Here is a 25,822-nt window from a genome sequence, read left to right on the forward strand (position 1 = left end):
GCCATGGAACGTGCAGGCCAGGTCGAGCTGGTCTTCAGTGGGGGAACGTCACGCACCGGCAACCACGTCAATCTCTCCGCGGTGCGCACCGAGGGCGAACACCTCTGGCTCGCAGGTGACGAGACGGCCACGATCGAGCGCCTCGTGCTCGACTCCCCGTCGGCGCCGACCCGGGGCGGGTGCGAGCGCAGCTTCGCGCTCGCCGACCTGGTCGATCTGCCCGGTCCTCCCGAGGAGGAGGCCGACATCGAGGGCATCGCGCGCAGTGAGGGCTGGCTGTGGGCGGTCGGCTCACACAGCCTGGCCCGCAAGCAGATCAAGCCGCACCACGGCGTCGAGAAGGCGGTCAGGCGCCTTGCCAAGGTCAAGCGGCAAGCCAACCGTTACGTGATCGCCCGGCTCGCCGTCGAGCCGGGAGCCGACGGCAGGCCCGAGCCGGTGCGCGTGGCCGCCGACGGGCGGCGCTCGGCGCTCATCGGCGGCGCCGGCTCGGAGAACCTCACCGACCTGCTGAGCGACGACGAGCACCTCGCGCCCTTCCTCGCGATCCCGTCCAAGGACAACGGGCTCGACGTCGAGGGCCTCGCCGCGCACGGCGACTCGCTCTACATCGGTCTGCGCGGCCCGGTCCTGCGGGGATGGGCGGTCGTGCTGGAGGTGCTCCCGGTGCCCGATGCGCGCGATCCGGCCCGGCTGACGCTGGGTTCGTGGGCGGACGGCACCCGCTACCGCAAGCACTTCGTGAACCTGGGCGGGCTCGGCGTCCGGGACCTGTGTCCCGACGGCGACGACCTGCTCGTGCTGGCCGGCCCGTCGATGGCGCTGTCCGGACCCGTGCGCGTGTACCGCTGGCACGGCGCGGTGGCGGGGCGGACCGGACTGGTCGTGCGCGGCGAGGACATCACGCTCGAGACCGACCTGCCGCACGGTGACGGGGTCGACCACGCCGAGGGCATCGCGCTGCTCGAGCCGGGCGACGGCGCGGAAGCACGGCTGCTCGTCGTCTACGACAGCCCGTCGCCCGCCCGCAGGCCCACCCCGCACTCGGTGCTCGCCGATCGGATCGGCCCGTGACACGCCGGTGAGGCGGCCGTGCAACCCCGGAGAGTCAGGCTCGGCGCATGGACAAGCGGGGCGGCTCGCCGCAGGGCCTGGTCAGGGGTCGGGTCGTCACGCGGGACGACGCCGCGTACGACGAGGCGCGCGCGGTGCACAACGGCGCGATCGACGCACATCCCGTGACGATCGTGCAGGTCAGCGGCGTGGAGGACGTCAAGCGCACGATCTGGTTCGCCCGCAGGCGGGGCCTCTCGCTCAGCGTCAGGGCAGGCGGGCACGGCGTGGTCGGCAACGCCGTGCGCGGCGACGTCGTCGTCGACCTGTCCGCGCTGCGTGCGGTCACCGTCGACCCGGTCGCTCGGACCGCAGTGGTGCACGGCGGCGCGACGTGGGGAGACGTCGACGCCGCCACGCAGGCGCACGGGCTCGCCGTGCCGGGCGGGCGGATCAGCAGCACCGGCGTCGGCGGGCTCACCCTCGGCGGCGGCGAGGGATGGCTGTCGTCGAAGCACGGGCTCAGCTCGGACAACCTGATCGCGGCCGAGCTCGTCACCGCCGCCGGGGACAGCGTGCCGGCCTGTGAGGACACCTCGCCCGAGCTGTTCTGGGCGCTGCGCGGCGGTGGCGGCAACTTCGGCGTGGTCACCTCGTTCACGTTCCGGCTGCACCCGGTCGAGCCCCTCGTCATGGCCGGGATGCTCGGCTATCCCCTTTCGGCAGCGCCCGAGGTGCTGGCGACGCTGACCGAACTGCACGAGGCGGGTGAGGAGAACTTCGCGGGCGCCGCCGCGTTCCGGTTGGCACCGCCCGCCCCGTTCGTGCCCGGCGACATCGTGGGCACACCGATCATCGCGGTGATCCCGGCCTGGTTCGGCGAGCACGATGCGGGCAAGGCGTTCCTCGCGCCGCTGCGCGAGCGGGTCAGGCCCGTTGTCGACGCCGTCGCGCCGATGCCGTACGTCGCGCTGCAGTCCATGCTCGATGCCGGATCCCCGAAGGGGATGCGCAACCGGTGGTCCGGCGGGATCGTGCGGGATCTCGGCCCGACGCTGGTCGACCGGATGCGGCGGTCCGCGGTGCGGCTGCCCGGCCCGCTCACCCAGATCCTGATCTCGCCGCTGCCGGACGCGGTCCGCAGGCTGCCCGACGACGCGACGGCGTTCCCCGCCCGCTCCGGCGGCCGCTGGATCGTGCACCCCGTCGCGGTCTGGGCCGACCCGGCAGCCGACGAGGAGGCGGCCGCGTGGGTCGCCGAGCTGACCGCGGTGGTCCGCGCGCACGGCGAGACCGGCAGCTACCTCAACCTCGACGACCCCGACGACACCCGGATCCGCTGGGCGATGGGCGATGGGCGCTACCGGAGGCTGCAGCGGGTCAAGGCCGCGTGGGACCCGGAGGACGTCTTCCACCACTGCACCCACATCGCGCCGCACCCTGGACGCTGAAGCCGTCTTGCAGTACGCCTGTACTGCTGGCCGGTCGAGGCCACCACATCTCGAAGGGGAGCCCCATGGGTAGCGACTCGGACTCGATGGATCGCACCACCGCGTCCCTGCTGTACGAGCTGCTGCGGTTCGTCGCGGAGGGACCACGCAGCTACGCCGAGGTGATGGAAGCGTGGCGGACGTCGTGCCCGCGGTTGCCGATCTGGGAGGAGGCGACCGAGCGCGGCCTCCTCAGGAGGGAGAGGGACGAGTCGGGCGTCCCGGTCGTCCGGATCACGGCGGCGGGGCGTGCTGTCCTGCTCGAGGCCCGAGGCTACTGAGCCGGGAGTCAGGCGCCGCCGTGACCGGCGGCTGAATCGATCTCCGCGCCGTATCCTCCTCGTACCGGTGGTACAGGGGGGACGATGACGTCGCGCACGCTCGCCGATCCGACCCAACCGGTAACGGCGGGCTGGGTTGTCCGCTTCTCGCTCGCCTGGATCGGGCTGTACGCGGGCCTGTTCGGGCCGCTCGAGGTGCTGCTGCCCCAGCAGATCGCGCAGCTCGCACCCGCCGACAAGGAAGCGACACTCGCGCTGGTACTCGGGGCGGGGGCGGCCTGCTCGCTCGTGGCGAACCCGCTGTTCGGCGCGCTGTCGGACCGCACGCGATCCCGATTCGGCCGGCGCAGGCCCTGGATCGCGCTCGGGTTCGCCGGGGGCGCCGTCGCGATCGCGCTGCTCGCGGCGGCGCCGACCGTCCCGTTCGTGGTGCTCGGGTGGTGCGCGGTGCAGACGTTGCTGAACGCCCCGTTCGCCGCGCTCAGCGCCGCCGTGCCCGACGAGGTGCCGGCCGCGCAGCGGGGCACGGCCGCTGGGTACCTCGGCCTGGCGTTCGTCGTCGGAATCGGCGCGGGCGCCGGGCTCGCCGTGCTCGGCGGCGCGACCGCCACCGGATACCTGCTCTGCGCGCTCGTCGCCCTGCTCTGCAGCCTCCCGTACATCCTGCTGGGACGGCACACGCCGTACCGGCCGGACACGTGGCGATGGGGCGAGTTCCTGCGCGGGTTCTGGATCAACCCCGTGCGCCACCCCGACTTCGGCTGGGGCTTCCTCACCCGGTTCCTGGTGAACCTCGGCAACGCGGTCGTACTGCTCTACCTGTTCTTCTTCCTGTCCGACGTCGTGGGGCTCGCCGACCCGGCCTCAGGCGTGCTGGTCCTCACGGCGATCTACTCGGTGGCGATGCTGGGCTCCGTCGTCGTCGCCGGTCCGCTCTCGGACCGCCTGGCCCGGCGGCGCGTGTTCGTCACCGGCGGCGCACTCGTCATGGCCGCCGCTGCCGTGCTGATCTCGGTGTGGCCGGTCTGGGCGGGTGTGGTGGTCGCCGCGGTGGCGCTCGGGATCGGGTTCGGCGCGTACAGCGCGGTGGACTTCGCGCTGCTCACCCAGGTGCTCCCCGCGGCGCGCGACCGGGGAAAGGACCTCGGCGTGCTCAACATCGCCAGCTCGCTCCCCCAGGTCCTCGCCCCGGTGATCGCCGCACCGATCGTCACCGGTCTGGGCGGGTACGCGGCGCTCTACCTCGTGGCGGCGGCGATCGAGGTCACGGGCGCGGTGCTGGTCTACCGGATCCGCTCGGTGCGCTGACCCCGGGGCGCTGACGTCTCACGACGAGACGCTCTGCCCACCGCTCCAGATCGGCTGCCGATGCGCCGTGGGCCCGCAGCCATCCGGCGGTCCCCCCGGAATGGCCGTCGACGACGTCGAGCACGTGTTCGATGGCCTCCGGCGTGCTCAGGCCGGCCAGCGCAGCGCGCCCACCGGGGAAGCCCGCGGCAAGGGCGTGCCGATCGGCGATCAGCGCCTGGTTCTCCTCGGTGCGCCGGTAGTCGGCCACGACCGCGTCCCGGCGCACGCCCGCGGCCCGCAGCAGCAGCGCGGTGACGACGCCGGTCCGGTCCCGTCCGGCGGCGCAGTGCACGAGCACCGGGGGCTCCGCCCGAACGACTGCCGTCACAGCCGCAACGATCTGCACCGGGTGCTCGCGGATCCACCTGCGGTAGAGCGCGAGGAACCACCGCCCCAGTTCCGTGTCGGGCGGCAGCACCGGCGCCGCCGCGCCCGCGGCCCTCGTGTCGTCGATCAGCGCAACCGGCAGCACGACCGTCGCGCCGACGGCGAGCGGGTGCGGCGCCACCGCGCGCTCGCGCGTCGATCGCAGGTCGAGGACCGTGCGCGGCGGCCAGGCCGCGATCCCGGACGGCGGTGGGTCGCCGGCCAGCGGCGCGTCGCTGCGGTAGAGCACACCCGCGCGGGTGGTCCGGCCGTCCTCGGTGGGGAGGCCGCCGACGTCGCGCACGTTGCAGAGGCCGGTCACGATGCCCATCGCTACCGATGGTGCGCCCGCTCGGTGGCCCCGCGGCGAACCAGGGATGAACGATCGACCTACGCCGGCAGCCACACCCGCATCGTCGACGGGCCGCGCTCGGCCCAGTCGTGGTACGGGACGAGCGGGACGTCGAAGGTCTCGCCGGCACCGGCAGGCTCCGCGTCCGGCCCGCCGTACGGCCACGGGCGGGAGTGAGCGGGTGACCGGCGCAGCCGCACGACCACCGCGCCGTCCACGTCACGGGGAGCGACCGCCGGGTCGAGCCGGACACCCGAGATGTCGTCGACCCGGCCCGCGCTCGCGGCCACCAGGTCGACCGACTCCAGGCACAGCACCTCGGGGCCGCGCTCCACGGCGAGGCATCCGCGCACGGCGTCGATCCGCGGGTCGGCGGCGGTGAACCGCGGGGTCACGGGCAGGTGCAGCTCGACGACGTCGCCGGCGCGGAACGCCCGCCGCACCAGCGCTGTCCCGGGTGTCACCGCCTCCTCGGATCCGTCCACGACGAGGCGCGCCCCCTCCGCCCACGCGGGCACCCGCAGCGAGAGCGTCCACGGCGCGGCGGCATCCTCGCGGACCCGGACCCGGATCACCCCGTCCCGCGGGTAGCCGGTCTCGACGTCCAGCGCGATCGCCATCCCGGACGGCAAGGTCGTCCGGATCGCGGCGGGGGCGTACTGGTGCAGCTGCAGACCATCGTCGTCGACGGTCGCGACGTACGCGGCGAGGCTCGCGAGGGTCCGCGCCACGTTCGGCGGGCAGCACGACACCTCGAACCACGGCGCACGCACCGACGACGACGCCCGCGGCGAGAGCTCCCCTGCGGCGGCAGGCGTGCCGGGCGTGCGCTGGTGCAATGTGTTCGCGTAGAAGAACGCCGTGCCCTCTGCCGACGACGAGGTCGCGACGACGTTGACCAGGTTCCGCTCGATGAGGTCCGCGTAGTGCGCGGAGCCCCGCGCGAGCAGGAGGCGCCAGCTGAACATGATCGACGCGACGGAGGCACAGGTCTCGGAGTAGGCCCGGTCGGGCGGCAGCACCCAGTCGTCGCCGAACGCCTCGTCCTGGTGGTGCGACCCCACGCCGCCGGTGAGGTAGGTGCGCCGCGCCACGGTGTTGTGCCACTGCGTGACCAGCGCCGCGAGGAGCTCCTCGTCGCCCCGTTCGACGGCGACGTCGACCGCGCCGGCGGCCAGGTAGCCGGCCCGCACCGCGTGCCCGCGGAGCACGGTCGCGTCCCGGACAGGAACGTCGTCCTGGTAGTAGGAGCGCCCGAACTCGATGTCGCGCAGCGTGCCGCGGCCGCGGCGCTCCACGAAGAGCGCGGCCTGGTCGAGGTAGCGCTCGTCGCCGGTGACACGGGCGAACTCGACGAGGGCCGGTTCGATCTCGGCGTGCCCGCACACGGACTCGATCCCGCCGGGCCCGAACACCACGCACACGAGATCGGCGGCGCGACGGGCGACCTCGACGAGCCCGTCGTCGGCGTCCGGCCGGGTGCGGGCCCGCGCGACGGCCGCCTGCAGCAGGTGGCCGATGCAGTACAGCTCGTGACCCCACTCCAGGGCCGACCAGCGCTCCCCCTGCCCCGGCCTGCCGAACTTCGTGTTGAGGTAGCCGTCGGGCTCCTGCGCGGCAGCGACCCGGGCCGCCACCTTGCGGAACCGGTCCTCGAGCGCGGGATCGCCGGTGCGGCCGATCTCCCACGCCACGGCCTCCAGGTACTTGTAGACCTCCGAGTCGGAGAACTCCCGCCCGCGCCGTCCGTCGGGGAGCTCGCCCGCGGCGGCGAGGTCGAAGTTGCCGATCCACCCCTCGCGCTCGAGCCAGTGCTCGATGTGGGCGAGTGTCGCGGTGCCGTTCACGTGCTGGCGCTCCGCCCAGAAGCCACCGGTGATCGTCACCTCGCCCAGCGCGAGCGGCCGCAGCCGCCCGCGGGTGGGCACGACGGGGCTCGCGATCAGCGTCATGTGGTCATCCCTTGAGTGCGCCCGACATGAAGCCGCGCACGTAGTGTCGTTGGAGCAGCAGGAACAGCACGATGCACGGGAGCGCGAGCACCACGACGCCGGCCTCGGTGGCGCCGTAGTCGACCACCCCCTGCACCTGACCGCGCAGGTTGGACACGGCGAGCGGCAGCGTCATGCGGTCGGTGTCGTTGATGAGGATCAGCGGCGCCATGAAGTCGTTCCACGCCGCCAGGAACGCGAAGAGACCCACCGTGATCAGCCCTGGCGCCGTGGCAGGGATCAGCACGCGCCACAGCGCCGTGAACGTCGAGCAGCCGTCGACCATCGCCGCCTCGTCGAGCTCGCGCGGCACGGCCTCGAACGAGATCCGCATCATGAACGTCGAGAACGGCAGCTGGAACATCGTCAGCACCAGCGCGAGCCCCACGAGCGAGTTCTGCAGCCCGACCCGCGTGAGCAGCACGTACAGCGGGATCAGCAGCGTGGCGTACGGGACCATGAGGATCGCGAGCGTCACCAGGAACAGCAGGTTCTTGCCCGGGAACGAGAACCGGGCGAACGCGTACCCGCCGAGCGTCGACACGACGAGCGTGAGCGCCACGGTGAGCAGCGAGACGAACGCGGAGTTCGCGAGGTACTGCCAGATCCCGGCCTGGTACTCCCCGAGCGCCCGGTAGTTGCCGAACCCCCAACCCTCCACCTGGCTGGTGCCCGCGTGCGGTGACACCGACGCCACGGCTGTCCAGACGATCGGGTAGAGGAAGATCACCGCAAGGGCGCCGGTGAACACCCAGTACGGGGTGCGCAGCACGATCCCCGCGATGCTCGTGGTGGGGGCGGGCCCGGTGCCGCGCGGCGGGGCGGCCTGCGCGGTCGCGCGCGTGATCTGCGTGGTCAACTCTCCTCCGGACGACGGAACGCGCGGATCTGCAGCACGTTGACCAGCACCAGCACGCCCAGCACCAGCACGGAGAGCGCGGCGGCGACGCCGAGGTCGTTCTGGCCCTGGAACGCGACCGTGTAAACCAGCTGCACCACCGAGATCGTGCTGTTGTCCGGGCCGCCCTTGGTGAGGATGTAGAACTGCTCGAACGCGAGCAGCGACCCGGTCACGCACAGCACGGTGCAGAGCGCGAGCGTGGGGCGCAGCAGCGGGATCGTGATGTGGCGGAACGTCTGCCACCGCCCGGCGCCGTCGATGCGGGCGGCCTCGTACACATCGGCCGGCACGGACTGGAGGCCCACGAGCATGAGCAGCATGTAGAAGCCCGCGTACCGCCACACGATCAGGAAGAGCGTGGACCACAGCGCGGCGTCCGGCGTGCCGAGGAACGTGGCGCCCATGCTCTCCATGATCGGCGCGAACGGGCCTGCGAACGGCGAGTACAGCACGTAGAACAGCAGCGAGGCCGACGCCAGCCCGAGCGCGCTGGGCACCAGGAACGCGGTGCGCATGAGGCCCTTCCAGCTGGTCGACTCCTGCACGAGCAGCGCGAGGCCCAGCCCGAGCCCGATGAGCAGCACGGTGGCGAGCACCGTGTACTTCAGCGTGAAGACCACCGAGTCGAGGAAGAACCGGTTGGTCAGCGCGCGGGAGTAGTTCGCGGGGAAGTTCCAACCCTGGTTGCCCGACAGCAGCGGCCACCGCGACGCCGACATGAGCAGCACGAGCAGCAGCGGGAGCACGAACAGGGCCGCGACGAACACCGCCGTGGGCGTGGCGTACAGCCAGCCCTGCAGCGCCCGGCCAAGGGGTCGCCGCCGGACGGCCTCGACAGAGGCGGTCACCGAAACCTCCTTCCCTACTCCGACATGTCGTGAGTGGTTACGCGCGCTACAGCGCGCATAACCGCTCACGAGTGCCGAAGGCGCTGCTACTGCTGGGACAAGACCGCGGTGATCTCGTCGTTGTTCTTCGCGAGGTCGGCACCGTTGCCGAGCACTGCATCTCGTACCAGCGTGAGCCACGGGCTGTTCGTGGCGTTGAACGCCTGCTGGAAGTTGGTGGCGACGGGTGTCTCGCCCTCCGCGGCCACCTCGTTGATCGTCACGAGGCGCGGATCCGAGGTCGCGTACTTGTTGTTCGAGAGGTCCGAGCGCGACACGACGTCGAGGTTCTTGCCCAGCACCTCGACCTGCGCGTCCTCCGACATCAGCCAGGACAGGAAGTTCCACGCCTGCGCTGCCTTCTCGGAGTCCTTGGAGATGCCGATCCCGTCGCCACCGACGAACGTGGAGCTGCCGCCGGTGGGGCCGGGGATGCCGGCCACGCCGACGTCGAAGCCCTGCGTGGAGGACAGCAGCGTGGCCGGGTAGAACTGCAGTCCGACCTTGCCCTCGGTGAAGCCCGCGGTCCACGTCGGACCCGCCTCGTCGCGCGAGGACGGCAGCACCGCACCGGACGCCCACAGGTCCCGCCACATGTCGTAGACCTGTGTGGCGGTGGGCGAGGCGAGCAGCGACTGCGTGCCGTCGGGGCTCATGACCTGATCCCCCGCGGCCCAGATGCTGGGGAACCAGGTGAAGACGAGACAACCGCCGCAGTTCAGGCCGGTGGCGGTGCCGTACGTGTCGGGCTTGCCCAGCCCCTGGATCGCCGTGGCCGCCGCCGCGTACTCCTGCAGGGACGCCGGCGCCTTCTCGGGGTCGAGGCCGGCCTCGCGGAACAGGTCCTTGTTCCAGAACAGCATCGACAGGTCGAGCACGAACGGGAGCACGTGCTCCTTGTCCTCGAACGTGCCGGCCGCGAGGTGCCCCGCGTTGATCGTGTCCTTGAAGGGGAGGCCGTCGACGTTCGCGCTGATGTCCTGGAACAGCCCCTGCTGCACCCAGTTCGGCACGTAGACGATGTCGGCGGCGAACAGGTCCGGCAGGCCACCCGCGCCGGCCGCGGCGCCCACCTTCGCCACATAGTCGTCGTTCGGCGTGACCGTGAGCTCGACCTTGTTCTGGTGACTCGCGTTGTACGCCTCGACCAGCAGGTTCGCCTGCTTCTCCAGCGGCGCCCTCGTCCACAGCGTCAGGGTGGTGCCGTCGTCTACCCCGTCCGGCCCGGCTGCCGTCGCGGCGCCCCCGCCCGCCTCGCCGCCGCCACCGCAGGCGGCCACGCCCAGCATCAACGCCGCCACGGCACCGGCGAGCACCGAGCGGACCCGGGTGGATTTCCTCATGCTGTGCTCCTCGTTGAGCAGGAAACCTTTGAGTATCGCTGTCGGCAAGCGACGATCACCGCACGCCGAAAGGTCGAAAACCTTTTCGGAAACCTAGTCGCGGTGGTGCCCGCGGTCAAGCGTGGATCGTTGTTACAGTGCGGGCTCCAGGGAGGTCGGATGACTCGCACGGAGCCGGCGCGCAACCCGAAGCCGGTGACGCTCACGGACGTCGCCCGGCTCGCCGGCGTGTCGGTCGCCACGGCCTCCAAGGCGCTCAACGGCCGCGACCAGGTCGCCCCCGCCACCCGCCAGCGCGTGATCGACGCGGCCGACCGCCTCGCCTTCAGCCCCAACCCCATGGCCCGCGGTCTGATCGCGGGACGCACCGGCACCGTCGGGCTGCTCACCAGCGACCTGGTGGGCCGGTTCGTGATCCCCATCCTCATGGGCGCGGAGGACGCGTTCGGCGCCGGTCAGGTCAACGTCTTCCTCTGCGACGCCCGCGGCGACGCCATCCGCGAGCAGCACCACCTGCGCGCCCTGCTCTCCCGGCGCGTCGACGGGCTCATCGTCGTCGGGGAGCGCACCGACCCACGCCCGTCGCTGGGGCCCGACATCCCGGTGCCCGTGGTCTACGTCTACGCCCCGTCCGACGACCCGGCCGACCTCTCGCTCACCCCCGACAACACCGGCGCCGCCCGCCTGGCCGTGGAGCACCTGGTCAGCAGCGGGCGCACCCGGATCGCGCACATCTCCGGCGACCCCGGCTACGCGGCGGCCGAGGACCGCGCCGTCGGCACCCGCGATGCACTCTCCGCCGCCGGCCTCGAGCTCGTCGGGGACGTCATGTTCTCCGAGTGGTCCGAGCACTGGGGCCGCGACGCCGCCGCGCTGCTGCTCGACCGCCACCCGGACGTCGACGCGATCCTCTGCGGCTCCGACCAGATCGCCCGCGGCGTGCTCGACACCGCCCGCGACCTCAGCCGCAGGGTGCCCGAGGACATCGCCGTGATGGGGTTCGACAACTGGGAGGTGCTCACCACCAACGCCCGCCCCCAGCTCACGAGCATCGACGCGAACCTGCAGCAGCTCGGCCGCACGGCGGCCCAGCGCGTCTTCGCCGCCCTGGACGGGGTGGACATCGGCCACGGCACCCAGTACCTGCCCACACGACTGGTGATCAGGGGCTCGACGATCGCCCGACGGTAAGGCCTACCGCCGGGCGGGCCCAGCGGCTCAGCAGGATCCCGGCGGCCCCGGCCGACTGCCCCACGACCAGGGCGATGCCGACGCGCGTACGGGTCACGCATCGAGCGCGCCGTCACCCACGGTGCTCGGGTACTCGGGCGGCAGCGGCGTGTTGCCGAGGATGATGTCGGCGGCCTTCTCCGCCAGCATCATCGTCGGGGCGTAGGTGTTGGCGTTGGTGATCGACGGGAACGCGGCGGCGTCGACGACGCGCAGGCCTTCGAGGCCGCGCACCCGCATCGTGACCGGGTCCAGCACCGCCTCGTCGTCGGCGCCCATCCGGGCGCTGCAGGACAGGTGGAGGCCGGTCCGCGCGGTGCGCGCGACCCACTCCATCACCTCGTCGTCCGTGCGCACGGTCGGTCCCGGCAGCCACTCGGAGCCCCCGAGCGCCGCCATGGCCGGCTGGGCGAGCACCTCCCGCGCGATGCGCACGGCCTCCAGCCATCGGGGCCGGTCGTCCGCGCCGGACAGGTAGTTGAGCCGCAGCGCCGGGTGAGCCGACGGACTCGACGACACGATCTTCACGGAACCCCGGGAGTCGGACCGCATGACCTCGACGTGCAGCTGGTAGCCGTGCTGGTCGACCGGGAACGACTCCTCCTCGCTCTGCATCAACATCGGCGCGAGCACGAAGAAGATGTCGGGGTAGCCGCCCGCCAACGCGCTTCGGACGAAGCCACCTGCCTGCATGGGGTTCCACGCACCCGGACCGGTGCCGCGTACCAGCGCCTCCGTGATGATCTTCGGCCAGTTGGCCTTGTTGCGCACGGTGGCAAGCGAAACCGGCGCGGTGCCCGTGTGCTGGATGTGCACGGCCAGGTGGTCCTGCAGTGACTCGCCCACACCGGGCAGGTCGTGGACCACCGGCACGCCGAGCGCCTCGAGCTCAGCCTTGTTGCCGACGCCGGAGAGCTGAAGGAGCTGCGGCGACCCGACCGCGCCCGCGGCGAGGACGACCTCGCGGCCACGCGCTACGGACTCTCCGCCCTTCCCGCGCTGGTATCGCACGCCGACCGCCCGGCCCCCGATGATCTCGATCCCGGTGACCCGCACCCGGGTCAGGACCTCGAGGTTGCCGCGCCGCCGCACCGGGTGCAGGTAGGCGCGGGCGGCGTTCTCGCGCCGGCCACCGCGGACGCCCTGGTCGAACGGCCCGAAGCCCTCCTGCTCGAGACCGTTGAGGTCCGGCAGCACGGTGTGGCCGGCCTGCCGGGCCGCGCCGAAGAACGCCTCGAAGATCGGCCCGTCCGCCGGGCTGCGCATCAGCGTGTGCGGCCCCCCACGCCCGCGTGTGGAGTCGATCTCGCCGATGCAGTTCTCGAGCCTGCGGAAGTAGGGCAGGCAGTGCGCGTAATCCCATTCCGGCGTGCCGGTCTCCGCGGCCCATCGGTCGAAATCCGCCCGGTGGCCGCGGGTGTAGAGCATCCCGTTGATGCTGCTCGAACCACCGAGCACCTTGCCGCGGGGATGATCGAGCCGCCGCGAATGCAGGCCGGGCTCCGGCTCTCCCGTGTAGCGCCAGTCGTGCCACCGGCTCCCGACCGGCGCGCCCATGGCGAGCGGGAGCTGAACCGCCAGGTCCCACGCGTGGTCCGGCTGGCCCGCCTCCAGCACCAGCACCCTGGTGCGAGGGTCGGCGCTCAGGCGGTTGGCCAGGATGCAGCCCGCCGTCCCACCGCCGACGATGACGAAGTCGTAGATCGTTTCAGCCACGTTCGTGTCGGCCACCGACGGGTCAACCCCCAGCTCAGCAAAAGGACCAGGAATGAACAGCCGGGCCACACTACTGACCTTTCCGGCGGCGCTTGCCGGCCGCCCACTGCCCTGAACGCACGAACGGCACTTTCGCCCGATTGGGGTGTACGAAAGTGCCGTTCGTGCGGAAACGGACGCGCTCAGTGCCCCGCGGATGCCTCCGTCGACGAGCCGCGGATGAAGAACGCACCCACGATCGCGAGCAGCGACAGGGACGCTGCCACCAGGAACGCGGCGTGCACGCCACCCGCCGTCTGTTCGACCAGCGACGCGCCCTCCTCGGCGAGCCCGGCGGACCCGACCGACATGATGCTCACGAGGAGCGCCACGCCGGCGGCGCCCGCCAGTTGCTGGGTGGTGCCGAAGATCGCGCTGCCGTAGGAGTACAGCCGCGGCTCGACCGCGCCGAGCCCCGAGGTGAACAGCGGCGTGAACACGAACGCGAGCCCCATGGACAGCAGCAGGTGGAAGCCCAGCACCTGCACCATCGAGCTCCCGGACGTGAACAGCGTTGTGGACCACAGCGCCGCGCTGACCGCGACCGTGCCCGGCACCAGCAGCGCCCGCGCGCCGAATCGGTCGTACAGGCGCCCGACGACCGGCCCGAGCAGCCCCATCAGCAGGCCACCAGGCAGGAGCAGCAGGCCGATGGTGAACGTCTCGAGCCCCAGCACGCCCTGCAGGTAGATCGGCAGCAACACGATGGTGCCCAGCAGCATGGCCATCATCAGCATCATCATCGCGCTCGCCACGGTGAACGTCGGCGAGCGGAACGTGCGCAGGTCGAGCAGGGCGCGGTCGGAACGCTGCAGCACGAGCTGCCGGGCGACGAACGCCGCGAGCCCCACCACACCGACGCCGAACGCCCCCCAGAGCATCACCGGCGAAACGCTCCCGCCGGAGTGGCCGACGCTGCTCAGGCCGTACACGAGACCGCCGAACCCGAGCACCGAGAGCACGACCGACGGCACGTCGATCGGCGCGGACATGGGCTCGCCGACGTTGGTGATCAGGCGCAGCCCCAGCAGCACAGCGGCGAGTGCGATCGGAAGGACGAGCCAGAACATGTATCGCCAGCCGAACTGCTCGAGCACGATGCCCGAGACGGCGGGCCCGATCGCGGGCGCGACCGAGATGACGATCGAGAGGTTGCCCATGACGGCCCCACGACGGGCCGGCGGCACGAGCGTCATCACCGTGGTCATCAGGAGCGGCAGCATGATCGCGGTGCCGCTGGCCTGGATGACGCGGGCGCCGAGGAGGACCTCGAAGCCCGGGGCGACCGCCGCGAGGAACGTCCCCGCGCTGAACAGCGCCATGGCGGCGCCGAAGAGCCTGCGCGTGGGCACCCGCCGGATCAGGAAGCCGGTGATCGGGATGACAACGGACATCGTGAGCAGGAACCCCGTGGTGAGCCACTGGCCCACGCTCGCGTCGACCACGAGCTCGGTCATCAGCGTCGGCAGCGCGACGCTCATGATCGTTTCGTTGAGGATGACGACGAACGTGGAGACGAGCAGCACCCCGATCACCGTGCGGTCGCGGAGGCTCAGCTGCCCCGCGGTATCGGGTGCACTCGACGCATGGTCGAGCACCTCGGACTGCTGGTTCACTTCGTCCCCCACGTGGTGTTCAGTCGGCGCCGGCCGGTGGTCCGTTGCGCCGGAAGTGGAATCTAGGGAGTAGGACCGACAAAACGCGCGGGATTAATCCCTTGCTGATCTGAGGCGCGCGTCACCGTCTACCCTCGATCGGGTGTTCCTGGTGAGCGGCGCCACAGGCAACGTCGGACGCGAGCTGGTGCGCGAGCTGGTCGAGCGGCGGCAGCCGGTCCGGGCACTGGCCCGCCGCGAGGGCGGGCCGATCGAGGGGGCGCAGCGCCTGGTCGGCGACCTCGACAAGCCCGAGAGCATCCGCCCCGCGCTGGAGGGCGTCACGGGCTTGTTCCTGCTCCCCGGCTACCAGGACATGCCGGGCGTGCTCGCCGCGGCCCGCGACGCCGGCGTGTCGCACGTCGTGCAGCTCTCGGGCGGTTCCGCCGGCAGCGGCGACACCGGCAACGCCATCTCGGCCTACATGATCCGCACGGAGGACGCGGTGCGGGCCGGCGGCATCCCGTGGACGATCCTGCGCCCGTACGGCTTCATGACGAACGCGCTCGAATGGGCGCCGCAGCTGACGGCCGGCGACGTCGTGCGGGCCCCGTTCGGCGGTGTCCGCGTCGCCGTGATCGACCCCGCGGACATCGCGGCCGTCGCCGCCACCGCGCTCCTCGAGGACGGCCACGACGGCCGGGTCTACGCGCTGTCCGGACCGGAGTCGCTGCTGCCCACCGACCGCGTCCGCGTGCTCGGCGAGGTGCTCGGCCGCCACCTGCGGTTCGAGGCGCAGCCCGACGACGAGGCATGGGCCGAGATGACGGCCCGCATGCCCGAGGCCTACGTGCGGGCGTTCTTCGACTTCTACGTCGACGGTTCGCTCGACGAGTCCTCGGTGCTGCCGACCGTGCAGGAGGTCACCGGCCGCTCGCCGCGGACGTTCGCGGACTGGGCCCGCGCCCACGCCGACGCGTTCCGCTGACGAGCGGCGCGGCTGCAGCAACTCCCTGGCGGCCCACTCCCGTCACAGAGCGTCGTTCTGTTCGGCCGTTCGAGTGATCTAGCCGGACCGGCCCAGCAAGATCTCCGAATCGCCCACGCGGAGCGATCATGTCCGGCAAAGTAGCCGTCACCAGCGAACGCGAAACTCGAACCAAAACCGCGAGTTGCACGACTCACCTTCATCGCATCGGAGTCGCGCGCGTCGACCCGGCGGCGATTCCGGCATGCCCAGACCCAACCGGGATAAGAAAGGAGAAAGGAGGTGAAACATGCAGAACCATGACGACGCTGTGACCGTCAGATCGGCCGAGCTGGATGCCGTGGGCATCGAGTACCTCGGATTGGCCAGTGGTCTCATCAAGTCTGGAAACATGGGTGGACCTGATCCGCAGAAGCTGAAGTACGGCCCGACTGCACCGTCGGACCCCGCACTCGAGCTTCAGAACCGCTGATCGAGTACGACAGAGGGGTCGCGCAGGCCACGCGGCCCCTCTGCTCCTCGATCACCAAAAGGCGCGACAGTTTACGGGACACGAACTACGGGGGTGCCGCATTGGCCGAATTCAGCCATATGGTGTCGGTCGTCCAGCAATATGATTCGATCGTGCTCTTCGACCGACAAACAGGGAGAATCTTTCGAATCTCTCCGGAAGCTTACTCCACACTACAACACCCCGACCCAGTCAGTGATCCCGAGAAGAGTTCGAACAAGATCGCACTTGTCCATCAACTACGCGAGCTGAGACTTCTTTCGGCGTGAGCCTCCAGAGAGGGCCAACGAGATGTCGTACGAAGACCATCTGGACGCTCTCGAGTTGTTCTTCGGACCTTGTACCCCAGCCTTCGACGTGCCGGACGACGTTGTGGACGACGCAGAGGAAGTGCTCGTCGCGCTCAAGCGCAGGGGTTACGCGAAGGCGTTCGCCAGCTTGCGGAGTCGTCGACTACGACCACCGTACAACGAAGATCCTCACCTATCCTTCTGCCTCCGCGTGGCGGACGCCACTCGATTGGCACTGGAGAGACGTGGCCATGACCTCGGGCACGGAAAATGTCTTCCGCGCAGCCTCGCGATCGCCACCGGCCTATGGGGAGCAGGAATACCCGCCACAATGAAGGTCGGGGTCACGAAGATCGCCAGCGACAGCACCTCGGAGTTTCATGCCTGGACCGAGCTTCAAGGCCAGCCCGTTGCACCCTACTGCGAGATTCGCGGCGTCTACGAACTAGTCGATGAGGTAACGCGGGGCGTCGACTCGGAGGTCCGGCAATGAACGAGACACCCGACCTGATCCGGTTCACACTCGACGGCGAACACGTAGAGCCGACAGCAGACGTCCTAGCGAAGACGAAAGTACGACTGTCATCAATTCCGGCAATGCTCTTTCGCGGCTTTGGCAACATTTTGGACCGACTTCCCTTTGTCGGCTTGTCGACAGTGCCGCCGACAACTCTCACGGGAGCATCGCCGGGACCAGATCGCCTCGGCCCGGAAGATCTCGGAGATCCATCGACCGAGCTCGACAGGAGCAAGGCACCCGCCCTTGCCGACGCCACACTCGAACTACTCAAGCACTCAATTCGAGGCACCCTTTCGACGAGTGGCTCACGACATGTGGGCGTGTGTTTGAGCGGCGGCCTCGACTCGTCGTTGATTCTTGTTGCAGCTGCTGAGATGAAGCGAACAGGCGAGCTGACCGAGGTATCTGCGTTTCACTATGATTGGTCAGCGGTCGTCGAGTGCGAGGGCGAGCGAGCATGCGCCGCCGATTTATGCCGCCGGCTCGACGTGGACCATTACGTCCTCGACCAGTCACGCCTCTCACTGGACGATATGCTGCGAATTTACGACCGACTCCCCAGCCCATACCCACAGACCTTCCACGTACAATTACTGGATGCCACTCGACTCGCTGATCGCATAGGCGTGGACGAGCTCCTGACAGGAGTCGGGGCCGAATTGCACTTCGCGGAGCCCAGCTCGGCCAGCACCATTCAGCGAGCAGCGCACCACGAAGGCGACGCGCGCGACTGGCTACTGTCTCCCGAACTCGATCCGGGAAATATGTCGGCTTGGGTCACAGAACGCGCAAGCGATGCTCGTGATCGAGGTTGGCGCAGAACAGTTCGCACGAGCGACCCTCGTTACGCAAGCCGCCTGGCCAGGCTGTACAGCTACCACGAGCTGCACACATGTGTAGCGCTCGAGTTCCTGCTCCACTCGTGCGAGACGAACCGACCCGCCCTGCACCACCCGTACCTGGATCCGAGATTCACGGTGTTCGCGAGCGCCATCCCGCACCAGCTGCACTGGTTCAGATGCGGCGGTGAGGTCTACAACAAGGCACTACTCAGAATAGCCCTCCGCAACAGCGCGCCGCCTTCGGTCAGTCTGAGATCATCCGGCGCACCCTACGAAGCAGTCGAGCAGCGCTATCTGCGAAACTCGTGGGACGACGTCGTGGAATTCTGGAACGAGCCGTGCATGCTCGAGCAGCTGGGCATGATGAACGCACAGCGGATGCGGGCCACCTTGAACAATCGGCGTGACTTCTTGCGGCGCAGCACTTACAATCTGCCGGTCATGCTCGTCGAGTCTTGGCTGCGGGCGAACCCGCACCGGATCGAAATCGACATGTGACGGAGGACTGGATGGCAGTCACGATGCCCACCCGCTCGTCGAAGCCTGTCGAGGACGCGGATGGCTCGATCGTCGCATCGTGGGAGCGCCGAGTTCGATGGCGCTCAGTCCCTGGTTCCCTGTATCGTGCGCTCGTCTTCACGGCGCGCTCGTCACCGCGCACCGTCATTGTGTCGCTCGGTTTGTCGACGATCCAGGCAGCCGCGTACGCCACGCTGTACGTGATCCTCAGCAGTGTGGTCCCACTACTCTCGGGCCTCACGAGCGCCGGTCAGCTCCTGTCGAATCCGGTAAGCGGCCTCCTGGCTGCAGGTGGCGCGCTTCTCGTTCTGCTGGCGGCAACGGCCTCGATAGGCGACTACGTGCAGTGGAAGCTGCAACAAGAGGTCTTCATCCATACCGATATGGCCACGTTGAAGGCGGCGGTCGACGTTCCGCTTGAGCAGTATGAGGATCCGAGGTTCTACGAGCTCATGCAGCGGTGCACCAACTCGGTAGGCCAGATTTCTGCCGCAGCGCCCCGGATCGTACAGGTGGTGGGCGATATCGCCGCGATTCTCGCGATCACGTTGACCCTTGCCACGCAGAGCGCATGGATCCTCCCCATCGCCGCGGCTGCGGCACTGCCGGCATTGATCACTCAGCTGTTGTCTGCGCGCCGCTGGTACCGCGTGGAGGCGGAGAACGCCTGGCCGGCCCGGCTCCGCTACTACCTGTCCAACGCGTCGCAGCGCAAGTCCGCGGCCGCCGAAATTCGCTCCCTCCAGCTCGGCGGCACATTCGAAGCCTGGTCGGTCTCTGCATGGGACGAAATGTATCGAGCAATGCGGAAAGCACGCAAGAAGCGTGCGCAGCTACAGCTCGTGGCGAGCACCCTCGGTGGATTGATCATGGTCGGAGGGGCCGGCATGGCCGCGTCGTCGGCAACCAGCGGGAGCGCGCTCGCGGCGATGGTCACCATCGTGTTGGGCCTGGCCCAACTCAAGGCCATGTTCGGGCAGATGTTCGGAAGGATGTCGGCGGTCGCGGACGTCTCCCTCTACCTGGGTGATGTCGAGACGCTCGAAGGGCTCGCCCGGCAGATCAACACCCGGCCGCGGCTCGCGCCTTCTCGCTCCGCTCCGTCGCGTACCTTGTCGTCGATCGAGCTCAAGAACGCGAGCTATTGCTACCCGGGATCGAGCCGTCGGGCGGTCTCCGACATCACGCTGACGCTGCGACCCGGCGAGCTGATTGCGGTGGTCGGGCACAACGGATCGGGGAAGACGACGCTGGCGAAGATGATCGCGGGCATGCTACCGGCCACTGCGGGCACGATCACGTGGAATGGACACGACTATGCCGATGTCCAGGAGACGGTTCGGGACGGCGTGACGATCCAGTACCAAGAACCCACTCGCTGGTGCTTCACGGTTCGTGAGAATGTATGGCTCGGAGACACCACCCAGGCCGCTGGCTCGGCGAGGATCGGAGAGAGTCTCCGCGACGCAGGCGCCGTATCGCTGGTTCGATCGCTCGACGACGGTATGGACACCCGGCTCGGGAAGGAACTCGGCCCGGGTTCGGACCTGTCGGGTGGCCAATGGCAGCGCTTGGCAGTTGCACGTTGCTTCTTCCGCGACAGCCAGGTGGTCATCCTCGACGAGCCCACCTCGTCGTTCGACGCCAACGCCGAGGCAGAGTTCCTGACCTCGATGCGTCGGCTGCTGAAGGGACGCGCAGGCCTGCTGATCACTCATCGCTTCTCGAGCCTCAGGCGAGTGGATGCCATTTACGTCCTGGACGACGGGAAGCTGGTCGAGCAGGGAACACACGACGAACTCGTCAACTTGAACGGGATCTACGCCGAGCTGTACCGGCAGCAGATCAAGAACCTGCTCGAGGGCGACGATGCCACGTCGGCTCGGTGCGGGTAACTCGACTTGGCTCGAGTTGGTGCGGCCCTCCGGGCCTGCTGACGCGCGCGAGCGCGTCGCATAGGTCTCGGAAGTCGCGGCGGACTACGCGCGGCGCGGTCTGGCGTGCCGCGACTCCCTTGCCGGCGGAGACCAGCACTCACATCACTCTGGCACTAAGCAGTCGAGCGTCATCTGCAGGCGAGCTTGACGGCGAGCCGAGGCCCTGCGGCCAAACGCATAGATGAAAGCCCATTGAGGTCCGTCATACTCAGTCGCCGCGTAGCCGAGCTTCTGCGCCACACCCTGGCCGACCGCATATGCACCTGTTGCCAGCCCAATCGCTCCATAGACCGTGAGCTCTGCGGAAACGGCTTCGGCGACGCCTGCAGCGGTCCCGATCGAGCCGACAACTGACTGTGGCTCGAGGAAGATGTCAGCGAAATCATTTTCCAGTTTCCCTGCGTCGAATTCCTGGCGCAGTCGTGCGATCACTTCGCCGCGCGTGGAACCGGCGCCACCACGAGAAAGCGAACTGCACACCTGGCTCATCCACTTAGCGAGGAGTACGTGGCCCTCGCTCCGAAGAAAGCTACTGATCTTCGTTCGATGAGACGCCTCAAGGTGGCGTAGAACGTGAAGTACTTCGGCCGTTAGCTCAGCGAGTTCAGTCGATTTCAGGGCAGGGCTATCCAAATTCTCCAGGAATGCTACGTCGGACGCCTGTCGAACAGACTCCAACAACTGATGAAATCGAGCCTCCTTCCGAGCCAGAAGGAATGGTGTGCGCGTTCCGGATTGCGCGATTGCCGCGTCATGGTTGTAGGCATCCCGCACTACACGCAGAACTATGTTTCGTGGCTCATCGGAGGCCGACATCGCGGTCTTGATCACACCGAATGGAAAGTGGTCCAATGCGTCGGGCGCACTTAATGCGCCGTAGATCGCATCCACCAGCTGCGGATTCTCCGCGAGATGCCGCTCCGCCCAAACATCGCCCCGCTCGTCCTCCGCGAGCGCGACACGCCGCTCATTGAGAGGTAGTAGTTCATCATTTGTCGCGATCGACTTAACGGCGTCATCAATCTCGGACACCCAATGCGCGCCGGCCCACCGGTAGTTATTGCGGAAGTGCCGGCTCATGATCCAATTCTCGCGTCCGATGATGCGAACTTTTCCAGCCTCGACGTACTTCACGAATTCTCGTGGACCAAGGCGACATCTGGTCGACGAGATTTCTACACTGGACGGCGCCCACAGCACAACTGGTGAACTTGCAGCCACCATCCGATGCAAGTTCCCGTATCCATGCTCTCCGTATTCACTAATATGACAGAATGTCCTGAAGATGTCAGGGTCACGCGCAGCCATATCAGGTAGCGACCGTTCTGGCGATCGCGTCGCGACGGACGGGGTCAGTTTCGTGACGATCATATGGCTTATCACTTACAGCGACAATCCATACCGAGTTGGCGCCATCGTTACGCACGGCATGCGACCAATTGCGTGGTGGGACTACTGCAACAGCACCGGTACCCGAAAAATGCTTTGAGTTGACTCTTGTGTCGGGTCCAGTGTCCCAATGCAAGGACCATTGATCGGAGTAGATGACACCGATCAACTCTCCCCGACTGACGTGGTAGTGATTACCGCGGATGCATCCCGGGCGGATCTCGCCAATATGGATGTCGCGCGCCGGCCCGATTTCGGAAAGGTGATCTCCGAGGATCGAGAAACTCAGCCCACGAACGTCTGTGGAGTCGTCCAACGCCTGAACGTACATCTCTTCCAATCTGACTCCGCTCCGCCCGGCCTGGTGCTCCTTCGGCCCCGCCACGCCGCCTGGGTCGAAGGCGGCAACTCACGGGTACTCTACGCGGCTCCGGCACCGTCAAGCCAACTGGCGCGACCAGCTCAATGGCCATAACGAGGGAGTCGGGAGGGGGAAAGGGGCCGGGCACCGAGCGTGCACCCCGCGAATCGTGGAAGAGGGCCGGATCTTGTCATCGCCGTCGATGTCGTCCATCAGCAGTGCGACCGGCTCACCGGCCAGGTCGACCCCGGGTCGCACTCACCGATGTCGAAGGACCTCGACCAGGCCGCGGCACAACATCTTTGATCTCCCCGGGTTAATGCCGGCAAAGCCGGCAGGCGCTACGTCTGAAGGCCACTGTACCGCCGAATTTTATGGGTGCACTTTTCAATCTCCGCCTTCGTCCTCGCGATCGCTTCGGCAACGATCCGCTCGGATGCGGAAGGGTCGGGGTTGGACTGGAGCTGATGCAGCCTCTCCCCCAGTTCCACACGCCTCGTTCGATTCAGCTCAACTGCTCGACGCGCTTCAGAGTCTGTAGCCACCGTGATCTCCTTGTTGCTTCGAGCATCGGTCAGCGTTCGTCAAAGATCCAACCGGCTCCTTTTGGTGCCAGTACCTCGCTCGCGAAGGCCAGATCGCCGACTGTTGAGTTGATCGACACGTGTCACACACAGCTCGGCCGAGCGCGGTGCTGCACCTTACGAACGCGGGCAGAGTGGATCAAGGGGCAACCTTCGGCAGTCGATCACGAAGAGCGACCATCGGTTCTTGGTCAACGGCCATACGGGCACCAGGCCGGCCGCCGACATCTCATCTGCTCCGCCTCGCTTCACCGATCACCGCTTCTGCGCTTCCGGCCGGCGTCAGATGCCCGATCAACTCCGCACCCGCCGGGTACGGGCGTTCCTCGGGCAGGCGGCGCTGTGCAGCGGCCAGGTCACCGGCACGTACGAGCCCGTGGACCTCGTGCGCGAGCGGTGTGACGTCCCGGATGGACACCGTCCACTCGTCGGCGTACCGGGCCGACGCCTCGCCCGACAGCCCCAGTTGGAGGGAGCGATACGGCAGCGGCGCGAGGTGCAGGCTGCGCTCGGGGTCCCACTGGACACGCGCGGGCGACTGGCGCAGCCGCCGTTTCCAGGTGGCCTCGTTCGGGTGGACACCGGCGTCGTAGTGCGACAGGCAGGAGTGGCGCAGCGCCCACTCGAACCCGTCACGGGTGATCTCGACGGCCAGGACCGTCTCCTGGTCCGGCTTGGTGGCCCAGCCGCAGCGGTACATCATCCACAGGAAGCTCGGCTTGATCCACGTCATCCGGTCGCGCTTCCAGGACGCGGGGAAGCGGCCGGTGCGGGCGGCCGGACCGCCGATGCGGGGCGCGTACGCCTGGTAGACGGTGACGGTGTCATCGGTGTGGAGGGCGCGGATCCGGTACCGCGGTTCGTCGTCCTTCTGCATCTCGGAAGGATCAGCCGCCGAGCACGGTCCGGGCCAGCTGTTTTGCTCAGCCGATCCGACCCACGCCACCGAAGAGGTAGACCTCGGCCGGCTCACCCGCGCCGGACACCACGGGCCGCCATCGCGAGCAGGACACCACACCGGGGTCGAGCAGCTCCATCCCGTCGAAGAACCGCTCGATCTCCCCGCGGGTGCGGGCCCGGATCGGGGTGCCACCGCGGGAGGTCGTCTCGCGCATCACCTCGAGCATCAGCTCGCCGTGGATCTCGGCCGTGGAGTGGGAGAGCACCAGATGGCTGCCGGCGGGCAGCGCCGCGACCAGCCGCGCCACCGCACAGGAGGCTTCGGCGTCGTCCATGATGTGGTTCACGACGCCGAGCAGCACCAGGCCGACCGGCTCGCCGAAGTCCAGCGTGCGCCCGGCGGCCGCGAGGATCGTCTCCGGGTCGCGCAGGTCGGCCTGTACGTGGTCGGTGGCGCCCTCGGGGGTGCCCACGAGCAGCACGCGGACGTGCGCCATCACCAGCGGGTCGTTGTCGACGTAGACGATCCGGCAGGTGGGGTCGAGCTCCTGGGCCACCTGGTGGGTGTTCTCCAGTGTGGGGAGCCCGGTGCCGATGTCGAGGAACTGGTGGATCCCGGCCTCGCGGACGAGGAACCGCACCGCCCGCTTCAGGAACGCGCGCTCGGCGCGAGCACCGGAGGCGATGTCGGGGATGCGCACCAGCACGGCGTCGCCCGCCGCGCGGTCGACGGCGTAGTTGTCCTTGCCCCCGAGCCAGTAGTTCCAGATCCGGGCCGACTGCGGGACGGAGATGTCGATCTGCGCCGGCTCCATGCCGCCATCATGGCGCAGCTCGGTTCAGGAACCGAGCGACCCCCAGAACGAGCGCAGCACCGCCACGGCCGCCGCCGGGTCCTGCAACATCCACCAGTGGCCTAGGCCGTCCAGCCGCTCCGTGCGGGCACCGACCCGCCTGGCGACCTCCCCGGATCGGGCCGGGTCGTCATACGGATCGGCGGTCGGCTGCAGCACGAGGCCTGGCGCAGGCGCCGGCCGGGCGAGCTCGTCGCCCCAGTCGGAGTGCGGATTGGGCACGGCCGATCGGTACAGGTCGAGAATGCAGCCGGCCATCGTCTCGTCGTAGGCCGCAGCGACGGCCGCCGCGTCCGCCGCCGGCACGCCCGCGGCCTGCAGGAAGCCTGCGCGCGCGTCCGGCCCCGCTCCCAGCATGGCCGCATTGCGCTCCTCACCCGCACCGGGCGTCTGCCACGTCTGCGCGAGGTCGTGCCAGACGTAGTCCGGGTGGAACACCCCGCCGACGTCGGTGGCCCAACTGCGCAGCGGCACGTCGTGCGCTGTGGCCACGCGCAGCACGAACCCGGCTCCCCAGTCGTGCCCCACGAGGTCGACCGGCCGATCGAGCCTGCGCAGCGCGTCGGCCAGCCACTGCGCGTACTCGTCCTTCGTCGCGCCGAAGCCGGCTGGGCGGGGCGTGCCGAAGCCGGGCAGGTCGACCGCGATGGTGTCGCCGTCGAGGTGGGCGCGCACCCCGCTCCAGAGCGCGCTCGTTTCGGGGACGCCGTGCACGAAGACCACCGTCATGCCGGCAATAGTCGCGCGTCGTGGCGGGGTCCGACAGTGCTCCGGCCGTAGATCGTCATGCCCAGATCGTCGGCGCAGCCGCCGGGGGACCCCGTGCCGACGAGGGCCGCCTCAGTAGCCGAGGTTCACGTGTGCGCGGTGGTGGTCCCCCGCCTCGATGAGATCGACGAACCCGAGTGCGTAGTCCGGGCCGGAGATCGCGCCGCCGTCGTCGGGCTGAACCACGACGTCGTCGCCGAGCCGGTAGCGGCCGAGTCGCTCACCGGGCACGTGCGCGCCGAACCGGGCGGCCGGACTCACGAAGACCCAGTCGAGCGTCGCGGGCGTGGCGGGGAGATCGTCGCTCACGAGCGCCGCTACGGCGATGAGCTCGTCGTGGTACTCCGCGGGGGCATGGCTGAGGTCAGCGACGAAGCGCTCCGCTCCGGGCGCGGGACGCAGCGACGAGAATCCGCCGACGACGTAGAGCGGTGCGCCGGCGGCATCCGCCAGACGCGCGATGGTGCCGTAGACCTCGCGGAACGGGCCGGCGAGTGCCCCGCGCGGAGCCAGCGCGCCCACGACGACGTCTGCGCCCTTGATGGCCGACGACAGCGCCGTCTCGTCGGTGCCGTCGCCTTGGACGTAGGTGACGTTCGGGATTCGCTCGTCCGGCAGTGAGCGGCTGAAGGCGGTGACCTGGTGGCCGCGAGAGGCGGCCTCGGCGACGATGGCTGAGCCGGCGTAGCCGGTGCCGCCGAGAACGGTGATGTGGGACATGAGTGCCTTTCTCAGGGAGTTTCTCGAGGAGCGATGGCGTCGAGC

At 69.1% G+C, this 25,822-nt stretch carries 22 protein-coding genes; 10 read left to right on the forward strand and 12 right to left on the reverse strand.

The annotated features are described in order from the left end of the window. Nucleotides 1-3: 3 nt before the first annotated feature. The 4 genes from K1T35_RS27480 (at nt 4) to K1T35_RS27495 (ending at nt 4,132) form a co-directional block, all read left to right on the forward strand. Entirely contained in the window at nt 4-1,074 is a 1,071-nt protein-coding gene (locus K1T35_RS27480; RefSeq protein ID WP_220254711.1) for a DUF3616 domain-containing protein, read from the forward strand. Between the two features lie 47 nt (nt 1,075-1,121). Next, the gene (locus K1T35_RS27485; protein WP_220254712.1) at nt 1,122-2,504 is read left to right on the forward strand and encodes an FAD-binding oxidoreductase; all 1,383 of its coding nucleotides are present in this window, start codon (nt 1,122-1,124) and stop codon (nt 2,502-2,504) included. Between the two features lie 65 nt (nt 2,505-2,569). Continuing rightward, complete coding sequence (locus K1T35_RS27490) at nt 2,570-2,824, forward strand: hypothetical protein (RefSeq protein WP_220254713.1); 255 nt, start codon at nt 2,570-2,572, stop codon at nt 2,822-2,824. Between the two features lie 84 nt (nt 2,825-2,908). Then, on the forward strand, nt 2,909-4,132 hold the full coding sequence (locus K1T35_RS27495) for an MFS transporter (protein WP_220254714.1): 1,224 nt from the start codon (nt 2,909-2,911) through the stop codon (nt 4,130-4,132). Here the strand turns inward: K1T35_RS27495 and K1T35_RS27500 are convergent. The 5 genes from K1T35_RS27500 to K1T35_RS27520 all read right to left on the reverse strand — a co-directional run bounded on the left by K1T35_RS27500 (nt 4,089) and on the right by K1T35_RS27520 (nt 10,014). Then, nucleotides 4,089-4,871, reverse strand: a complete 783-nt coding sequence (locus K1T35_RS27500; RefSeq protein WP_220254715.1) for a tyrosine-protein phosphatase — start codon at nt 4,869-4,871, stop codon at nt 4,089-4,091. The two genes, K1T35_RS27495 and K1T35_RS27500, sit on opposite strands and share 44 nt — an antisense overlap. A gap of 59 nt (nt 4,872-4,930) precedes the next feature. Next, a complete protein-coding gene (locus K1T35_RS27505) occupies nt 4,931-6,844 on the reverse strand; it encodes a glycoside hydrolase family 127 protein (protein ID WP_220254716.1) in 1,914 nt (637 codons plus the stop codon). Between the two features lie 4 nt (nt 6,845-6,848). After that, complete coding sequence (locus tag K1T35_RS27510) at nt 6,849-7,742, reverse strand: carbohydrate ABC transporter permease (RefSeq protein WP_255620786.1); 894 nt, start codon at nt 7,740-7,742, stop codon at nt 6,849-6,851. After that, a complete protein-coding gene (locus tag K1T35_RS27515; RefSeq protein ID WP_220254717.1) occupies nt 7,739-8,632 on the reverse strand; it encodes a carbohydrate ABC transporter permease in 894 nt (297 codons plus the stop codon). Before K1T35_RS27515 ends, K1T35_RS27510 begins: the two co-directional genes overlap by 4 nt. An 86-nt stretch (nt 8,633-8,718) precedes the next feature. After that, nucleotides 8,719-10,014: a sugar ABC transporter substrate-binding protein gene (locus K1T35_RS27520; RefSeq protein ID WP_220254718.1), complete on the reverse strand. Its 1,296-nt coding sequence runs from the start codon at nt 10,012-10,014 to the stop codon at nt 8,719-8,721. A 159-nt stretch (nt 10,015-10,173) separates the two neighbouring features. Between K1T35_RS27520 and K1T35_RS27525 the strand changes: the two genes are divergently transcribed. Then, nucleotides 10,174-11,205, forward strand: coding sequence for a LacI family DNA-binding transcriptional regulator (locus K1T35_RS27525; RefSeq protein ID WP_220254719.1), 1,032 nt, complete (start codon nt 10,174-10,176; stop codon nt 11,203-11,205). Nucleotides 11,206-11,298: 93 nt separating this feature from the next. Here K1T35_RS27525 and K1T35_RS27530 read toward each other — a convergent pair whose 3' ends face one another. Both K1T35_RS27530 and K1T35_RS27535 read right to left on the reverse strand, forming a co-directional pair. Beyond that, nucleotides 11,299-12,960: a choline dehydrogenase gene (locus tag K1T35_RS27530; protein WP_220254720.1), complete on the reverse strand. Its 1,662-nt coding sequence runs from the start codon at nt 12,958-12,960 to the stop codon at nt 11,299-11,301. A gap of 182 nt (nt 12,961-13,142) precedes the next feature. Beyond that, a complete protein-coding gene (locus K1T35_RS27535) occupies nt 13,143-14,627 on the reverse strand; it encodes a DHA2 family efflux MFS transporter permease subunit (RefSeq protein ID WP_255620788.1) in 1,485 nt (494 codons plus the stop codon). Nucleotides 14,628-14,757: 130 nt separating this feature from the next. Here K1T35_RS27535 and K1T35_RS27540 point away from each other — a divergent pair, with 130 nt between their 5' ends. From K1T35_RS27540 to K1T35_RS27560, 5 genes are all read left to right on the forward strand, one after another. Beyond that, a complete protein-coding gene (locus tag K1T35_RS27540; protein ID WP_220254721.1) occupies nt 14,758-15,582 on the forward strand; it encodes an NAD(P)H-binding protein in 825 nt (274 codons plus the stop codon). A gap of 289 nt (nt 15,583-15,871) precedes the next feature. Next, the gene (locus tag K1T35_RS27545; protein ID WP_220254722.1) at nt 15,872-16,054 is read left to right on the forward strand and encodes a hypothetical protein; all 183 of its coding nucleotides are present in this window, start codon (nt 15,872-15,874) and stop codon (nt 16,052-16,054) included. 330 nt (nt 16,055-16,384) lie between these two features. Then, on the forward strand, nt 16,385-16,876 hold the full coding sequence (locus K1T35_RS49815) for a lasso peptide biosynthesis B2 protein (RefSeq protein WP_220254723.1): 492 nt from the start codon (nt 16,385-16,387) through the stop codon (nt 16,874-16,876). Beyond that, a complete protein-coding gene (locus tag K1T35_RS27555; protein ID WP_220254724.1) occupies nt 16,873-18,243 on the forward strand; it encodes an asparagine synthase-related protein in 1,371 nt (456 codons plus the stop codon). The genes K1T35_RS49815 and K1T35_RS27555 overlap by 4 nt, the downstream gene beginning before the upstream one ends. A gap of 11 nt (nt 18,244-18,254) precedes the next feature. Continuing rightward, nucleotides 18,255-20,159 carry an ATP-binding cassette domain-containing protein gene (locus K1T35_RS27560; protein WP_220254725.1) on the forward strand — a complete coding sequence of 635 codons (1,905 nt, stop codon included), beginning with the start codon at nt 18,255-18,257 and terminating at the stop codon, nt 20,157-20,159. A 144-nt stretch (nt 20,160-20,303) separates the two neighbouring features. Here the strand turns inward: K1T35_RS27560 and K1T35_RS27565 are convergent, their stop codons facing one another. The 5 genes from K1T35_RS27565 to K1T35_RS27585 form a co-directional block, all read right to left on the reverse strand. Next, complete coding sequence (locus K1T35_RS27565; RefSeq protein ID WP_220254726.1) at nt 20,304-21,335, reverse strand: hypothetical protein; 1,032 nt, start codon at nt 21,333-21,335, stop codon at nt 20,304-20,306. A gap of 1,429 nt (nt 21,336-22,764) precedes the next feature. Next, on the reverse strand, nt 22,765-23,412 hold the full coding sequence (locus tag K1T35_RS27570; protein ID WP_220254727.1) for a DUF4291 domain-containing protein: 648 nt from the start codon (nt 23,410-23,412) through the stop codon (nt 22,765-22,767). Nucleotides 23,413-23,458: 46 nt separating this feature from the next. Continuing rightward, the gene (locus K1T35_RS27575; RefSeq protein ID WP_220254728.1) at nt 23,459-24,250 is read right to left on the reverse strand and encodes an SAM-dependent methyltransferase; all 792 of its coding nucleotides are present in this window, start codon (nt 24,248-24,250) and stop codon (nt 23,459-23,461) included. A 24-nt stretch (nt 24,251-24,274) separates the two neighbouring features. After that, nucleotides 24,275-25,018 carry an alpha/beta fold hydrolase gene (locus K1T35_RS27580; RefSeq protein ID WP_220254729.1) on the reverse strand — a complete coding sequence of 248 codons (744 nt, stop codon included), beginning with the start codon at nt 25,016-25,018 and terminating at the stop codon, nt 24,275-24,277. Nucleotides 25,019-25,129: 111 nt separating this feature from the next. Next, entirely contained in the window at nt 25,130-25,777 is a 648-nt protein-coding gene (locus K1T35_RS27585) for an NAD(P)-dependent oxidoreductase (protein WP_220254730.1), read from the reverse strand. Nucleotides 25,778-25,822 lie beyond the last annotated feature (45 nt).

The organism is Pseudonocardia sp. DSM 110487 (assembly GCF_019468565.1).
Taxonomy (GTDB): Bacteria; Actinomycetota; Actinomycetes; order Mycobacteriales; family Pseudonocardiaceae; genus Pseudonocardia.

What these genes read in the sequence shown, in the direction of transcription:
- K1T35_RS27495 (WP_220254714.1), top strand. Translation starts at nt 2,909, where the DNA reads ATGACGTCGCGCACGCTCGCCGATCCGACCCAACCGGTAACGGCGGGC.
- K1T35_RS27570 (WP_220254727.1), bottom strand. Translation starts at nt 23,412, where the DNA reads ATGCAGAAGGACGACGAACCGCGGTACCGGATCCGCGCCCTCCACACC.
- K1T35_RS27585 (WP_220254730.1), bottom strand. Translation starts at nt 25,777, where the DNA reads ATGTCCCACATCACCGTTCTCGGCGGCACCGGCTACGCCGGCTCAGCC.
- K1T35_RS27525 (WP_220254719.1), top strand. Translation starts at nt 10,174, where the DNA reads ATGACTCGCACGGAGCCGGCGCGCAACCCGAAGCCGGTGACGCTCACG.
- K1T35_RS49815 (WP_220254723.1), top strand. Translation starts at nt 16,385, where the DNA reads ATGTCGTACGAAGACCATCTGGACGCTCTCGAGTTGTTCTTCGGACCT.
- K1T35_RS27485 (WP_220254712.1), top strand. Translation starts at nt 1,122, where the DNA reads ATGGACAAGCGGGGCGGCTCGCCGCAGGGCCTGGTCAGGGGTCGGGTC.
- K1T35_RS27500 (WP_220254715.1), bottom strand. Translation starts at nt 4,871, where the DNA reads ATGGGCATCGTGACCGGCCTCTGCAACGTGCGCGACGTCGGCGGCCTC.
- K1T35_RS27490 (WP_220254713.1), top strand. Translation starts at nt 2,570, where the DNA reads ATGGGTAGCGACTCGGACTCGATGGATCGCACCACCGCGTCCCTGCTG.
- K1T35_RS27505 (WP_220254716.1), bottom strand. Translation starts at nt 6,844, where the DNA reads ATGACGCTGATCGCGAGCCCCGTCGTGCCCACCCGCGGGCGGCTGCGG.
- K1T35_RS27575 (WP_220254728.1), bottom strand. Translation starts at nt 24,250, where the DNA reads ATGGAGCCGGCGCAGATCGACATCTCCGTCCCGCAGTCGGCCCGGATC.
- K1T35_RS27520 (WP_220254718.1), bottom strand. Translation starts at nt 10,014, where the DNA reads ATGAGGAAATCCACCCGGGTCCGCTCGGTGCTCGCCGGTGCCGTGGCG.
- K1T35_RS27545 (WP_220254722.1), top strand. Translation starts at nt 15,872, where the DNA reads ATGCAGAACCATGACGACGCTGTGACCGTCAGATCGGCCGAGCTGGAT.
- K1T35_RS27555 (WP_220254724.1), top strand. Translation starts at nt 16,873, where the DNA reads ATGAACGAGACACCCGACCTGATCCGGTTCACACTCGACGGCGAACAC.
- K1T35_RS27480 (WP_220254711.1), top strand. Translation starts at nt 4, where the DNA reads ATGGAACGTGCAGGCCAGGTCGAGCTGGTCTTCAGTGGGGGAACGTCA.
- K1T35_RS27580 (WP_220254729.1), bottom strand. Translation starts at nt 25,018, where the DNA reads ATGACGGTGGTCTTCGTGCACGGCGTCCCCGAAACGAGCGCGCTCTGG.
- K1T35_RS27560 (WP_220254725.1), top strand. Translation starts at nt 18,255, where the DNA reads ATGGCAGTCACGATGCCCACCCGCTCGTCGAAGCCTGTCGAGGACGCG.